This is a genomic window from Pantoea brenneri (assembly GCF_038594305.1).
Lineage (GTDB): Bacteria > Pseudomonadota > Gammaproteobacteria > Enterobacterales > Enterobacteriaceae > Pantoea > Pantoea brenneri.
Window position 1 is genome coordinate 395765 of record NZ_JBCGBG010000001.1, and the last position, 13891, is coordinate 409655.

Below are 13891 nucleotides of genomic sequence, written 5' to 3' on the forward strand. Positions count from 1 at the left end.
GCAAACGGCGCCACGCCGGTTAATGCAAAAAATCTGACATCTAAAATTCTTTAGCGGCTTTTTTAGCAGCCTATTCATTAATCCTTGTTACCTGCGGGTAACCGGTTCCGACCAGCGGAAACGGGCAGCTTACGCTTGCCTGACATAACTGCGCCAACCTTAACGATCAGTTTATCTGATGGTTTGCGCCTGCGTTTCTGTTCTGAATTGAGGTTACCTATGTCCCAGCGTGATACGTTTCGTGCCGTCCGGCTCGAATCCATTTTTCAGGCGGCGGTGAGTGAATTTGCCGTTCCCGATAACACCGCGCGCAGCCTGGCTCCGGCAGTGACGTCCACCATCGCAACGCCGTCTGCCGATCTCTTCACCGACAGCGCGCTCAGTCCGGCGATTGGGCTGACGACGCTGGCGGTTACCGCGGCCGCAGATACTCAGCCGCCCGCCACGCTGCGGCCGTATGAACCGATCGCCAGCGATGGGGTGATCGCCAACTGGGAAGTGCAAAACCCGGTCCATCTGCGCGGTCAGGCGGTGGGGGAGGCGGGATCAACCGTCACCCTGACCTTCAACGATCAGAGCTGGCAGAGCACCGTCAATCAGTGGGGCTACTGGAACGCCTCGATGCCCGCCGAGGTGCTGAACGGGCTGCCGGACGGCAATCACACCCTGACGCTGACCATCACCGATAAAGCCGGTAACAGCACCGACACCACGGTCGATTTTGGTCTCTATGCCGACCGCAGCCTTAAGCCGACTCTGACGGTGGACACCATCAGCGGCGATAACGCGGTTAACATTGAGGAGAGTGTGTATGGCGTCGACATCAGCGGCAGCGGCACCCATCTGCCTGCTGGCTCACGGGTAACTCTGACGCTGGGCAGCATCACCACCACGGCGATTGTTGGCGGCGACGGCAAATGGACCGGCACCTTTCACGAGAGCGATCTCAAAGCGCAGCAGGATGGCGTCTACAGTCTGATGGTTAGTGCGGTTGATCCGAATGGCAACACCACCACTGAATCTCACCCGCTGACGCTGATCACCCACCTGAGCAGCCTGCCGCAGATTAGCTTTGATAAGGTGACGGCGGATGATGTGATCAATCTGGCGGAAACCCAGCAGGATTTACGGCTGAGCGGCACGCTGTCGACCGTGATGCCAGGCCATCGGCTGGTGATCACCGGCGCCAACGAGAAAGATTATGCCGCCACGCTGAGTGAGGATGGACACTGGCAGGTGGTGATCCCGGCGGCGGATGTGCAGGCTTTTATTAATATCGGCGAGATCCGCGCCTGGTCGATTGACGGTGCCAACAACTATACCGACGCCAGCCATGAGCTGAATATCAAAACCGGCTTTATCCCGATCTATGTCGAAATGGATATCGGCGGCGATATGATCCTCAACTATCAGGAAGCGCAGCACGATCTCAGCCTCTATGTTGAGGGCGCTAACGAGCTGGTGATCAATGGCAAAACCTACCAGCCGGACGCGAAGGGGATGGTGACCCTGAGCGCCAGCGATCTGCAGGCGCTGCCGGAGGGACCGGTCGCCGTCACCTATCATCGCTGGGATGAGTATGGCAACAGCGACACCCAGACCAACAGCAGCCTGTTCACCGTGGCTACTCATCAGCGTCCGACCCTGACGCTGGATACGCCGTTCGACGACAACGTGATTGACGCTGCGGATGTTAACAGCTGGCATCTGATTCAGGGCAGTTCGACCCACCTTGAGCCAGGCAGCCTGGTGCAGTTAACCCTCGGCGATCAGCACTACAGCGCCAGCGTGAAAGCAGACGGCGGCTGGGCGCTGACCATCCTGGGCGGACAGCTGGCGCCGCTGGATGATGGTGAATATCAGATGACGGTGAGCGCCAAAGACAGTGCCGGCAATCTGGCCAGTGCCAGCCAGACCGTGACGGTGGCCTCACATACTGACGCTGCTGCCACGCTGAATCTGCTGTCGGTCGATCAGCTACTGGATAACCTCAGCCCGACAGCGGCAGCCGAAACGCTGCCGGCGGCGAAGGCGTCTGCCGCTGTTGCTGCGCCGCACGACAGCAATCTGGTGACCGATTCCCCTTACACGCTCGCCGACCACTTATGGCAACACCCCGCCGTTCATCCGCTAGTCTGACCTGAAACACATTAGTTAACGTACTGCCTTCCGGACGGGTTTGTTAATCCCGTCTGTATTGGCAGGCGTAACATCATCGATTAAATTTTGCGCGATTGAGAAAATAATTAATTATTTCATCGATATTTAGCAGGAAGAAGCGCGGGATATGATCTAATAATGTTAAAGGTCGTTTAGCGTCTGGCTTACGAACCATAAATTAATTGACGCAGTCTGACGAGGCGAAAGCCCGCAACGGCGCACCGTTTTGCACTCTTTGTTCACCGGGAAAACACCATGCTGATAAGAACCCCTGTTGGTAAACATAATGAACAAAGTGCGATTGACCTTTTTGTTATGCGCCCTGAATGGCGTAGTGTTGCCTGCGGCCATTGCCGCCCCCTTGCCCAAAGCTGAATTTAACTGGCGTGCCGCCCCCAGCGAAGAACAGATAGCCACCTTAACGCTGCGTGACGCCATTCTCCGCGCCTTCGCCCGTAATCCGAAAATCTCGCAAGCGGCGGCTCAAATCCACGTTGGCGAAGGCGATCTCGACGCCGCCAAAAGTGCCTGGTATCCGCAGATTTCCCTACAGGGCGCGGCAGGCCGATCGCATCAGACCGATTCCGCCGGCAGCCTGAATAACAATGGCTCCGGCGGCATTATGCTCAGCCAGCTCCTGTACGATTTTGGCCGCACCGGCGGTGCTATCGACGAGCAGCACGCCTTGTCAGAGGCCTACCTGTTTGGCCTGTTCGACTCAATGACCACCGTGGCAGAAGATACGCTGCAGGCCTATCTCGAAGTCAAACGTTATCAGGCGCTGGCGGAAACCGCCCACACCAATATCGCCTCACTGGAGCGGGTACGTGATATCGCCCGCCTGCGCGCCGACGCCGGACTCAACTCGCAGTCGGACGTGTTACAGGCGGAAACCCGTATTGCCGCGATGCATGCCACGCTGGAGCAGTATCGGGCGCAGTTGCGTTCAGCCAAAGCCCAGCTGACGGTGCTGACCGGCGTGGTGCCGGCGGCCCTGCCTGAACTGCCGCAGGCGTTACTCAATCAGCAGATCACCCTCGATAAAATCGCTTACGCCAACAGCGCCGCGGTGCGCAGCGCCCAGGCGAAGCAGGAAGCCGCGCGCGAGCGGGTGCGTCAGGCGCAGTCCGGCCACTGGCCAACTATCAAAGTTCAGGCTGGCCGGACCCGCTACGAAAACGATCGCCAGTCTTACTGGGACGATGAGGTCCAGCTGCAGGTTGAAGCGCCGCTCTACCAGGGCGGCATGGTCAATGCTAAAACCCAGTCCGCCGAGGGCGATCGTGAAGCGGCGCAGGCGGCGGTTCAGCAGGCCAAACTCACTATCAATCAGAATGCCTCCACCGCCTATGCCGACATGATTGGCGCGCAGCAACGCCAGGCAGCCGGTGAAGTGCAGCTGGAAAGCGCCGACCATACCCGCAATGTCTATGCCGATGAGTACCGGCTCAGTAAGCGCAGCCTGAACGATCTGCTGAGCGTGGAACAGGATGTGTTTCAGGCGGACAGTTCACGCATCACCGCGCTTTACGATGGCTGGGATGCCACCGTGCGCTATGCCGCTGCGATCGACAATCTGCTCGATATCCTGGGTATCGATCGTCAGCGCAGCAGCGGCGATCTCCTTCCTTCGCTGCAATAGCGAGCTTTCGCATTAAAAGGCATTAACCATGAGCGCACAAAACCTGAATACCGATAACTGGATTGCCGCCATGCTGCGCGTGGCTGCGCGGTTCGGTAAACCTGCCGACGGCAAAACACTGCGCCAGCAGATGCGTTGGTTTGAACATCTGCCGGTGGCGCAGCAGCTGGAACGGCTCTCCGGGCTGCTCGGGCTGCATCTGACCATGGTGCCGCAAAATAAGCTGCGCTGGCGTCAGGAGATCACCCCGGTAGTGCTGGTACTGGAAAACAGCAGCGTGGCGGTACTGGAAGGAATCGACCCGGACGGCAGCGCACGCTACTGGCTAAGCGAAGGCGGCGACGTGGTGCGTGAAGGCGCGCTGTCTGAACTGCTGGCCCGCGCACAGGGCGAGGTCGGGGTGATTGGCGTCGCAGCGCGCGGCCGCGATGCGCGCATCGATGAATTCGTCCAGCCGTATGAACCGCACTGGTTCTGGAAGAACTTTCGCGGCATGGGCCGGCGCATCACCGAGATTTCGCTGGCGTCGGTGATCAGCAACGTGCTGGCGCTGGCCGGCATTCTGTTCTCAATGCAGGTCTACGATCGGGTGATCCCGGCGCAGTCGCAGGCCACGCTGTGGGTGCTGTTTGTCGGGGTGCTGATCGCGGCGGCGATTGAGTATCTGATCCGCCTGATGCGTACCCAGGTCTCCGACTTAATGGGCAAGCGCATCGACCTGAAAGTCTCTGCCATGCTGTTCGCCCGGGCGATGAGCATTCGCAATGAAGCACGACCCAAATCGACCGGTTCGTTCATTTCGCAGCTGCGTGAAATCGATCAGGTACGTGAACTGCTGACCTCCACCACGGTGGGTGCGGCCGCCGATCTGCCGTTTGTTATCCTGTTCCTGATCATCATGTCATTTATCGGCGGCTGGCTGGTGCTGATTCCGCTGGCGGCGATACCGCTGATCGTGATCCCTGGCATGCTGGTGCAGATCCCGATGGCGCGGCTGGCGAAGGAGGGGCTGCGCGAAGGGGCACTGCGTAATGCGGTGCTGGTGGAAACCATTGAAGGTATTGAAGATATTAAAGCGCTGCAGGCGGAACCCTATTTCCAGCGCCAGTGGGAACAGACCCATGAGGTCAGCGCCGCTATCAGTAATCAGCAACGCTTATGGGGCGCCCGGCTGACCGGCTGGGCCGCCACGGTGCAGCAGCTCACCTATGCCGGCATGCTGGTGTTCGGCGTCTATCTGGTTCTCGATTCGCAAATCACCACCGGCACCCTGGTCGCCTGTAGTCTGCTGTCGTCACGCACCATCGCGCCGCTGATGCAGCTCACCATGGTCTTTTCCCGCTGGCAGCATGCCAAAATGGCGATGAAAGGGCTGGATGAGCTGCTGAAGAAGCCGCTCGATCAGCCCGACGCGGCGACCCTGGCGCACTGTCCGACGCTGACCGGCCAGTACGATCTGCGTAACGTGCATTACAGCTACGACGAAGAGAATGAAAAGAACGTCCTCAACGTGCAGCAGTTGCAGATCAAACCGGGCGAGAAGATTGCCATTCTGGGTAAAGTCGGTGCCGGAAAATCAACCCTGCTCAAAATTCTCGCCGGTCAGGCGATGGCGAGCCAGGGCAAGGTGATTGTTGATGGCGTGGATATTGAACGCATCGATCCGATCGATCTCCGCCGCCAGCTCGGCTGGTTGTCACACGATTCGCGACTGTTTTTTGGCACGCTGCGGCAAAACCTGATGCTGGGCAATCCGCACGCCAGCGAACAGGAGATGTTACAGGCGCTGCGCATCAGCGGCGCGCTATCGCTGGTACAGCAGGATGCGGCCAGTCTGGATCGTATTATTAATGAAGGCGGGCGCGGCCTGTCCGGCGGGCAACGTCAGATGGTGATGCTGAGCCGGCTGATCCTGCGTCAGCCGCAGGTGGTGTTGCTGGATGAGCCGACCGCCGCCATGGATGAGCAGCTGGAAGAGCATGTGATCCGTCAGCTTCAGGGCTGGATCAGCGGGCGCACCCTGATACTGGTCACGCACCGTCCGGCGCTGCTGAAGATGGTCGACCGCATTGTGGTGATGGATAACGGCCGGATTGTGGCCGATGGGCCGCGTGACGAGATCCTGCGCCGCGCCACGACTCCGGCCGCCCAACCGGCGGCAGGGCCGAATAAAGGAGATGCTGCATGAGCCTGGTGATGATTGATAAAGATCTGGCGCGCCATGAACGCCGTACGTCCGCTATTATCTGGCTTTGCACGGCAGCGCTGGCGATATTCCTGATCTGGGCGCACTTCGCCATTCTGGATGAGGTAACCGTCGGCACCGGCAAAGTGACCCCTTCCAGCCGCGCACAGGTTATTGACAGCCTGGATGGCGGCATCGTCAAACAGCTCAACGTGCATGAAGGCGATATTGTCGAGAAAGGGCAGATACTGGCGACGCTGGATCCAACCCGCTTCCAGTCCAACTTCGGTGAAGCGCAGGCGAAAGTGCGCACCCTGCGCGCCTCCTCGGAGCGGCTGGATGCGGAGCTATCAGGCACGCCGCTGCAGTTCAGCGCGGAAACCCTGAAGGAGCCGCAGCTGGTGACGCGGGAAAGGCAGCTGTATGAATCCCGGCGGCGCAACCTGACGGAAACCATCAGCAACCTGCAGCAGTCGCTGAAGCTGGTGCAGGATGAGCTGCGCCTGACCGAGCCTCTGGTCGCTAAAGGCGCGGCCGGTCAGGTCGAGGTGATCCGTTTGCGTCGCCAGGTCAGCGACCTGCGCGGCAAAATTGACGAGGCGCGCAATGACTATCTGGTGCGCGCTCACGAAGAGCAGGTGAAAAACAATGCTGAACTCGATGCGCAGCTGCAGGTGGCGGCGGGGAAAGAGGACCAGCTGACGCGCGCCACGCTCTATTCACCGGTGCGCGGCATCGTTAAGGATATTCAGGTGACCACGGTGGGCGGGGTACTGGAGCCGGGCGGCAAGCTGATGGAGATTGTGCCGCTGGAAGATCAGCTGCTGATTGAAACCCGCATTAATCCGCGCGATATCGCTTACATCCGTCCCGGCCTGGCGGCAATCGTCAAAATCACCGCCTACGACTCCTCTATCTATGGCGATCTGCCGGGTGAGGTCGAAATCGTCTCGCCGGATACGCTGCAGGATGAGGTTAAGCGGGATCAATACTACTACCGGGTCTATGTTCGCACCCAAAAAGCGGAACTGACGAACCGTGCCGGCCGTAAATTCCCGATCGTGCCCGGTATGGTGGCCAATGTTGAAATTAAGACGGGTCAGAAATCGGTGATGGATTACCTGCTTAAACCGCTGAATAAAGTTAAAGAATCAATGCGCGAACGCTAAAATCACGGTCCGGATATTATCGCAGTGTGCTTAGTTACGGTGATAAATTAAGTGGGCGGATATATCGCCAGATAAGCGGCAGGCAGTGCGGAAATTAACCTTCTGTGCGGCAAAATAATAAAGTTAATTAATCGCCGGAAACCATGTTTACATAAAACGAATCGCAACGGCGGATCGCAGGCAAAAAAAATGCCGGACAAACATGTCCGGCGGGAAATTAGGGTAAACATCTCATTCGGGGTGAATGAAGGTAATAATGAAATAAATGATGATAGCGGGATCTATTGTATTACCTGATGACGCATAAGTTTTATCATTCAGTGCTTCAGAGCATTCCGATGTAACGTGTTGATAACAAACGAGGCGAAATTCGATTGGCTTTTTGTGCCATATTTTTTATCGATATGTGCTGGTTATTAGTTCCCCAAAACTTACATTCAGAAATAACTGTTTCGAACTATGAAACAGTTTTGGAAATTTAGTAGCATTTTCGTGATGGATTATTGCCCGTTATAAAACAACAATGGCTTGCCGGCTGAATTTTTAATCATTCAGTTCGCAGTGGCAAATAATAAAGGCACATTACAGAGGGTAATAAAATGAAACGTCGCGTTCTCTCCCTGATGATCCCTGCGTTGCTGGTCGCAGCAGGATCAGCAAACGCAGCTGAAATCTACAATAAAGACGGCAACAAATTAGACCTGTTTGGTAAAGTCGATGGTCTGCACTACTTCTCTGATAACGATGGTTCTGATGGCGATCAGTCTTACGTCCGCTTTGGCTTTAAAGGCGAAACCGAAGTCAGCGATCAGCTGACCGGTTACGGCCAGTGGGAGTATCAGGCGGCGCTGAACAATGCAGAATCTGAAGGTACAGCTGACAGCTATACCCGCGTCGGCTTTGCCGGTGTGAAGTTTGGCGATGCAGGTTCATTCGATTACGGTCGTAACTACGGCGTAGCCTATGACATCGGCGCATGGACCGACGTGCTGCCAGAGTTCGGTGGTGATACCTATGGCTCGGATAACTTTATGTTCCAGCGCGGCAACGGTATGGCGACCTACCGCAACAGCAACTTCTTCGGCCTGGTCGATGGCTGGAACTTTGCGGTGCAGTATCAGGGCAAAAACGGCAATGGTGATGAGTCACCAAACGGTCGTGATGTGCTGGGCCAGAACGGTGACGGCTGGGGTCTGAGCACCACTTACGATCTCGGTTCCGGTTTTGGTATCGGTGCGTCGGCTTTCCAGTCTGACCGTACCAACGATCAGAACGGCAACCAGGCGGGTATCCTCGGTCGTGGCGACAAAGCAGAAGCCTACACCGGCGGTCTGAAATACGATGCCAACAACATCTATCTGGCAGCGATGTACACCAAGTCTTACAACGCAACCCGCTTCGGTAGCAGCGATTCGCCGGTGTTTGGTTATGCGGATAAAGCGGAAAACTGGGAGCTGGTGGCACAGTATCAGTTCGACTTCGGCCTGCGTCCATCACTGGCGTATGTCACCTCACGCGGCACCGATGTGCAGGGCTGGGGTAAACAAAACCTGAAGAAATACATTGATGTAGGCGCGACTTACTACTTCAACAAAAACATGTCCACCTATGTGGATTACCAAATCAACCTGCTGGATGACAACGAGTTCACCGACCAGGCCGGTATTAATACCGACGACGTGGTGGCACTGGGTCTGGTTTACCAGTTCTGATTTGTGCAGGTGCGCAGCGCTGGCTGCGCACCTGAGTCATTAATCCTTTTCCTTTATCTCATCTGCCGTTCGCCACTTTTTCGCTTTCGCAACTGCCGTGACCGGTGAGACCACACTGCCAAATCGGGCACCTTCAAATGCCACGCCCGCCAGAGAAAAGGCTGAAAAGCTCAGCCACTGATGCCAGGCTGCCTGCAGGTTCTGTGACGTTTTCATTCTGCACCTCTCAGAGATAAACACTGTTTCAACAGTGCAGAATTCATGCCAGCTTTACCGCTCTGATAGCCACGGCCCTGCCGCCGCTTCTGGTAAACTTGCCGCGCACGCTGAGAGGGTCATTGCCCCGTTCAGGTGCAGCGCTGCGGGTTAATGGCGCGGCCGTGACAGCGCCATGTGACGATGGCGGCGCTGATGCCAGACTTTGTAGCTGCTGTAAATGAACAGGCCCAGGGCGATGGCAAGAATCACGTAGATCATCTGCTGCTCCTTAATTAAACCAAACCGTTAAACGTAAATCGCCCGGTTACGGGCGGATGCATAGTAGATGACCGGTTGATACTGGCGTCATTGACTGAAGGATTCAACCCTCTTTTACGCTCTTTACCAGCGATTTATGCTTTGTAGCAGGAATAGATAAATTTTTACAAGTGAGGATTAATGAGATATCAGATTAATCTGCTGTCTTTGCCGTTTGCCATCCTGTTGTTAGCCGGTTGTGATAAGCCAGCGGCGACGTCATCAATGGTGCTGGAAGGCAAAACCATGGGCACGGTCTGGCGGGTCAGCCTGGCCGACGTCGACAGTGGCCGCAAAGCTGCACTGCAGCAGCGCATTCAGCAGCAGCTCGACAGTGACGACGCCGAACTCTCTACCTGGAAGCCCGATTCGGTGCTGTCGCGCTTTAATCAGAGCCGTGCGCTGACGCCGCAGCCGGTCAGCGAGAATATGGCGGACATCGTCACGCTCGCCTTGCGCATTGGTGCTAAAACCGGAGGGGCGATGGATATCACCGTCGGACCGCTGGTCAATCTGTGGGGCTTTGGCCCGACAAAACAGCCGAGCCATACGCCGGATGAGGCGGAAATAGCGGCGGCCAAAGCGCAGACTGGTCTGCAGCATCTGCGGGTAGTGCAGGGCGCGGGTGGCCAGTGGCTGCAAAAGGATCTGCCTGGCTTGTATGTTGATCTCTCAACGGTAGGCGAGGGCTTTGCCACCGATCATCTGGCGCGCCTGATGGAGCAGCTGGGGATTAATAATTATTTGGTGTCGGTTGGCGGGGCAGTGCTGAGCCGCGGGCTTAACGCCCAGCACCAGCCGTGGCGGGTCGCCATTCAGAAGCCGACCGACCGTGAGAATGCGGTGCAGGCGCGGGTCGATCTACAGGGACACGGCATCAGCACCTCGGGCAGCTATCGCAACTATTATGAACTGGACGGCAAGCGCGTTTCTCACGTGATCGACCCGCTTACCGGCCGACCGATTGAGCATAAACTGGTTTCGGCTACCGTGATCGCGACCACCGCGCTGGAGGCCGACGGCTGGGATACTGGCCTGATGGTTCTGGGCAGTAAAAAAGCCAAAGCGCTGGCAATCCAGCAGCAGCTGGCGGTCTATCTGATCAGTAAAGAAGGCGATGGTTTTGTGAGCTGGATGTCACCGCAGTTTGCCGCCTTTTTGATTAAACCCGAGTCGACAGGAGCACCCTGATGTTAGATCTGTTTAGCGAAGAGCAACCGTGGCAGGAACCGCTGGCTGACGGCGCGGTGATCCTGCGCCGCCGGGCGCGCGATGAGGCTGAAGCGTTGTATCAGCAGATTCTGGCCATCGCCGACCAGAATCCGTTTGCGCATCGCATTACGCCGGGCGGTCACCGCATGTCGGTGGCGATGACCAACTGCGGCGACTTCGGCTGGTCAGTGGATTCACGCGGTTATCAGTATCAGCAGCAGGATAACCTCAACGGGCGCAAGTGGCCACCGATGCCGCCGCTGTTTCGCAGTCTGGCGCAGGCCGCAGCGCGTGAAGCGGGCTTTCCCGATTTTAACCCTGATGCCTGCCTGCTCAATCGCTATGAACCTGGCGCGAAGCTGACCCTGCATCAGGACAAAGATGAGAAAGATCTGCGTCAGCCTATCGTCTCGGTCTCGCTGGGATTACCGGCGGTATTCCAGTTTGGCGGTTTTGAACGTGGCGACACCACCCAGCGGGTGCTGCTGGAGCATGGCGATATTGTGGTGTGGGGCGGGCCGTCACGCCTGCGTTATCACGGCATCCTGCCGCTCAAGCCGGGCGTGCACCCGTTGGTCGGCGCGTGGCGCTATAACCTGACTTTCCGCCGCGCCTTTTAATTCACCATGCGGTGCGCGGCGCAGTGCGAATAACTATTGCTATCATTTTGCATCACATTACACTGCAGGCTGTTTTTTGACTGCTGGATTGCCTGCATGACGTTGTTAAGCGTTGTTTTTCGCCAGTTTCGCTGGCCTTTTATCGGGGTTATTGCGCTGACGCTGCTGAGCGCAGTGTTGGGTATTGGCATGATCGCCTTTATCAACCGCGAAATGATCGTCGCGATCAATACTTCCTATGCGGTACTGCCGCAGTTTCTGTTGCAGCTGGTGGTACTGATGGCGGTTACGCTGGCCTCCCAGTTGGCGCTGACGATGCTGGGCCATCAGTTTGTCTGGCGGATGCGCGGTGAATTTATCAAACGCATTCTTGATACCCGGGTGGAGCGGATTGAGCAACTCGGCAGCGCGCAACTGCTGGCGGGTCTGACCAGCGATGTGCGTGCCATTACCCTGGCCTTTGTGCGTCTGCCGGAGCTGATTCAGGGCGTCATCATCACTCTGGGTTCAGCGATCTATCTGGCCTGGCTGTCACCCAAAATGCTGCTGGTGACCAGCGGCTGGCTGGCCGTGACGCTGGTGGGTGGCTGGATGCTGGTGTCGCGCGTTTATCAGCACATGGCGAAGCTGCGTGAAATCGAAGATCACCTCTATCGTGACTACCAGACGGTGATTGACGGACGCAAAGAGTTGCAGCTTAACCGTGAGCGCGCCCGACAGATCTATGAAAGCGTCTATCAGGAAGATGCCACCGCCTGGCGACACCATATTGTGCGGGCCGATACCTATCATCTCAGTGCGGTGAACTGGTCGAATATCATGACGCTGGGCGCCATCGGCATGGTCTTTTTTATGGCCAACAGCCTCGGCTGGGCCAACACGGCGGTGGCGGCGACTTTTTCCCTGACGCTGCTGTTTCTGCGCACGCCGCTGCTGTCGGCAGTCGGCGCTTTGCCCACCTTGCTCAGCGCGCAGGTGGCATTCCGCAAACTCAATGCCTTTGATCTGGCACCTTATCAGCCCGAATTCCACGCTTCTCCGTCCAAAGCTGACTGGCAGACGCTGGAGCTGCGGGATGTCTGTTTTCACTACGGTGAAAATGGCTTTAAGGTCGGCCCGATCAACCTTACCCTGCGCCGCGGTGAACTGGTGTTTCTGATTGGCGGCAATGGCAGCGGTAAATCTACCCTGGCGATGCTGCTGACCGGCTTGTATCAGCCGCAGTCCGGCAGTCTGCTGCTGGATGGTCAACCGATTGACGCTGACGGGCTCGATCACTGGCGTAAACACTTCTCGGCGGTATTCACTGATGTGCATCTGTTTGATCGGCTGATTAGCCACGAAGGCATTCCGGCGAACCCGGCGTTAGTGCAGCAGTGGCTGGAACGGCTGAAGATGCAGGACAAACTGAAGATCGAAGGTAATAAAGTGCTGAATCTGCAGCTCTCCAAAGGGCAGAGCAAACGGCTGGCACTGCTGCTGGCGGTGGCTGAAGAGCGGGATGTGCTGCTGCTGGATGAATGGGCCGCCGATCAGGACCCGCATTTCCGTCGTATCTTCTATCGTGAACTGCTGCCGTGGTTGCAGGCGTCCGGCAAAACGGTATTCGCCATCAGCCACGATGATCACTACTTTATTCACGCCGATCGACTGCTGGAGATGCGAGAAGGGCAGCTGAGTGAACTGACCGGCAGCGAACGCGATCTGGCCACGCTGGACTCGGTAGAACGCACCGATACCGGGCTTTGATGCAGGCTGGCAAAGCTTAGCAAAAAGGCATATTGGCGGCCTGCGCGGCTACCACGTTATGCTGGAATTCAGCAGAGAGCAGGCTCTCTGCCATCCTGAAACTTCTTCTGTCGTCATGTGTTTACCCCGGCTAAGCCGCATTGCTTAGCCGGTTTTTTTATGCCTGCTGCGTCAGCAGGGTAATCACCTGATCGTCCTGCCACAAAAACTGCGCCTGCAAGCGGGTCCCTGTTGTGAAGCGATCGCTGAAATGATGAGTGAGCTGTAAAGTGGCGCACTGACGCCGGAGATCGACCGTTTCCAGCGCCGCCTGCTGAAAATCCATCGGCTGATGCAACTGGGGCCACAGCGCCTTATAAAGTGATTCTTTCAGAGAAAACAGCAGAGTGGCGGCAGCGTTGAAGCTGATGGGCAGCGCCCGCAGCAGTTGCTGCTCCTGAGGATTCATCAGCAGGTCAGCGGTTTCATTGGCCGTTGCGTCTGACATCAACTGTTCGACATCCACACCGACACCACCGGGCTGACGGGTTGCTGCCAGCACCACTACGCCTGCGCTGTGCGACAGCGAAGCCTGCACGCCGGCGGGCCAGCAGGGCGAACGATCGGCGGCGTTGGTCAGAATAAAATCATCAATACCGAGACGCGCCATCACACAGCGGGCCAGCAGCCGACTGGCGAGATATTCGGCACGGCGCTTATTTACCGCCCGCTGCAGGCGATCGGGCAGCGGTAGTCCCCACGCAACAGCAAGCGCATCACTGTAGTGTTGCGGATCAAAGCGGCTCACCGCCAGCCAGGGATCGCTGTCGCTCAGATGCTGAGAAAGGATAAAGCCGCCTGCAGGAGGCGGCAGCGGAACGTCGGGATAGCGCATGCGGTGCCGTAATCAAAGCCAAAAGGGCATTAAATCAGGCGTAGGAAGCCGG

The 13891-nt window shown here is 57.2% G+C and carries 11 protein-coding genes; 8 read left to right on the forward strand and 3 right to left on the reverse strand.

The genetic code is table 11. The features are described 5' to 3' along the window. Positions 1-219 precede the first annotated feature (219 nt). The 5 genes from AABB92_RS01775 to ompC all read left to right on the forward strand — a co-directional run bounded on the left by AABB92_RS01775 (position 220) and on the right by ompC (position 8868). Positions 220-2139 (forward strand): Ig-like domain-containing protein, encoded by a 1920-nt coding sequence (locus AABB92_RS01775; RefSeq protein WP_046288196.1) that lies wholly within the window; start codon positions 220-222, stop codon positions 2137-2139. 307 nt (positions 2140-2446) lie between these two features. Then, the gene (locus AABB92_RS01780) at positions 2447-3802 is read left to right on the forward strand and encodes a TolC family outer membrane protein (RefSeq protein WP_046288197.1); all 1356 of its coding nucleotides are present in this window, start codon (positions 2447-2449) and stop codon (positions 3800-3802) included. 28 nt (positions 3803-3830) lie between these two features. Continuing rightward, entirely contained in the window at positions 3831-5990 is a 2160-nt protein-coding gene (locus AABB92_RS01785) for a type I secretion system permease/ATPase (protein WP_046288198.1), read from the forward strand. Then, positions 5987-7156 (forward strand): beta-barrel domain-containing protein, encoded by a 1170-nt coding sequence (locus AABB92_RS01790; RefSeq protein WP_031377246.1) that lies wholly within the window; start codon positions 5987-5989, stop codon positions 7154-7156. Before AABB92_RS01785 ends, AABB92_RS01790 begins: the two co-directional genes overlap by 4 nt. Positions 7157-7755: 599 nt before the next feature. After that, positions 7756-8868, forward strand: coding sequence for a porin OmpC (gene ompC / locus AABB92_RS01795; RefSeq protein ID WP_031377245.1), 1113 nt, complete (start codon positions 7756-7758; stop codon positions 8866-8868). Between the two features lie 39 nt (positions 8869-8907). Here the strand turns inward: ompC and AABB92_RS01800 are convergent, their stop codons facing one another. Next, positions 8908-9084 carry a hypothetical protein gene (locus tag AABB92_RS01800; protein ID WP_162836812.1) on the reverse strand — a complete coding sequence of 59 codons (177 nt, stop codon included), beginning with the start codon at positions 9082-9084 and terminating at the stop codon, positions 8908-8910. Between the two features lie 150 nt (positions 9085-9234). After that, on the reverse strand, positions 9235-9345 hold the full coding sequence (locus AABB92_RS01805) for a response regulator (RefSeq protein ID WP_193387668.1): 111 nt from the start codon (positions 9343-9345) through the stop codon (positions 9235-9237). A gap of 180 nt (positions 9346-9525) precedes the next feature. Here AABB92_RS01805 and apbE point away from each other — a divergent pair, with 180 nt between their 5' ends. From apbE to AABB92_RS01820, 3 genes are all read left to right on the forward strand, one after another. Beyond that, the gene (apbE, locus tag AABB92_RS01810) at positions 9526-10575 is read left to right on the forward strand and encodes an FAD:protein FMN transferase ApbE (RefSeq protein ID WP_031377244.1); all 1050 of its coding nucleotides are present in this window, start codon (positions 9526-9528) and stop codon (positions 10573-10575) included. Next, entirely contained in the window at positions 10575-11216 is a 642-nt protein-coding gene (gene alkB / locus AABB92_RS01815; RefSeq protein ID WP_031377243.1) for a DNA oxidative demethylase AlkB, read from the forward strand. The genes apbE and alkB overlap by 1 nt, the downstream gene beginning before the upstream one ends. Before the next feature lie 96 nt (positions 11217-11312). After that, positions 11313-12965 carry a multidrug ABC transporter permease/ATP-binding protein gene (locus tag AABB92_RS01820; RefSeq protein WP_031377242.1) on the forward strand — a complete coding sequence of 551 codons (1653 nt, stop codon included), beginning with the start codon at positions 11313-11315 and terminating at the stop codon, positions 12963-12965. Between the two features lie 157 nt (positions 12966-13122). Here the strand turns inward: AABB92_RS01820 and AABB92_RS01825 are convergent, their stop codons facing one another. Then, positions 13123-13839 (reverse strand): 4'-phosphopantetheinyl transferase family protein, encoded by a 717-nt coding sequence (locus tag AABB92_RS01825; protein WP_031377241.1) that lies wholly within the window; start codon positions 13837-13839, stop codon positions 13123-13125. Positions 13840-13891: the final 52 nt, after the last annotated feature.

Coding starts and splice junctions, on each gene's coding strand:
- AABB92_RS01775 (WP_046288196.1), top strand. CDS start 220: ATGTCCCAGCGTGATACGTTTCGTGCCGTCCGGCTCGAATCCATTTTT.
- ompC (WP_031377245.1), top strand. CDS start 7,756: ATGAAACGTCGCGTTCTCTCCCTGATGATCCCTGCGTTGCTGGTCGCA.
- AABB92_RS01820 (WP_031377242.1), top strand. CDS start 11,313: ATGACGTTGTTAAGCGTTGTTTTTCGCCAGTTTCGCTGGCCTTTTATC.
- AABB92_RS01805 (WP_193387668.1), bottom strand. CDS start 9,345: ATGATCTACGTGATTCTTGCCATCGCCCTGGGCCTGTTCATTTACAGC.
- AABB92_RS01785 (WP_046288198.1), top strand. CDS start 3,831: ATGAGCGCACAAAACCTGAATACCGATAACTGGATTGCCGCCATGCTG.
- AABB92_RS01790 (WP_031377246.1), top strand. CDS start 5,987: ATGAGCCTGGTGATGATTGATAAAGATCTGGCGCGCCATGAACGCCGT.
- alkB (WP_031377243.1), top strand. CDS start 10,575: ATGTTAGATCTGTTTAGCGAAGAGCAACCGTGGCAGGAACCGCTGGCT.
- AABB92_RS01825 (WP_031377241.1), bottom strand. CDS start 13,839: ATGCGCTATCCCGACGTTCCGCTGCCGCCTCCTGCAGGCGGCTTTATC.
- AABB92_RS01800 (WP_162836812.1), bottom strand. CDS start 9,084: ATGAAAACGTCACAGAACCTGCAGGCAGCCTGGCATCAGTGGCTGAGC.
- apbE (WP_031377244.1), top strand. CDS start 9,526: ATGAGATATCAGATTAATCTGCTGTCTTTGCCGTTTGCCATCCTGTTG.
- AABB92_RS01780 (WP_046288197.1), top strand. CDS start 2,447: ATGAACAAAGTGCGATTGACCTTTTTGTTATGCGCCCTGAATGGCGTA.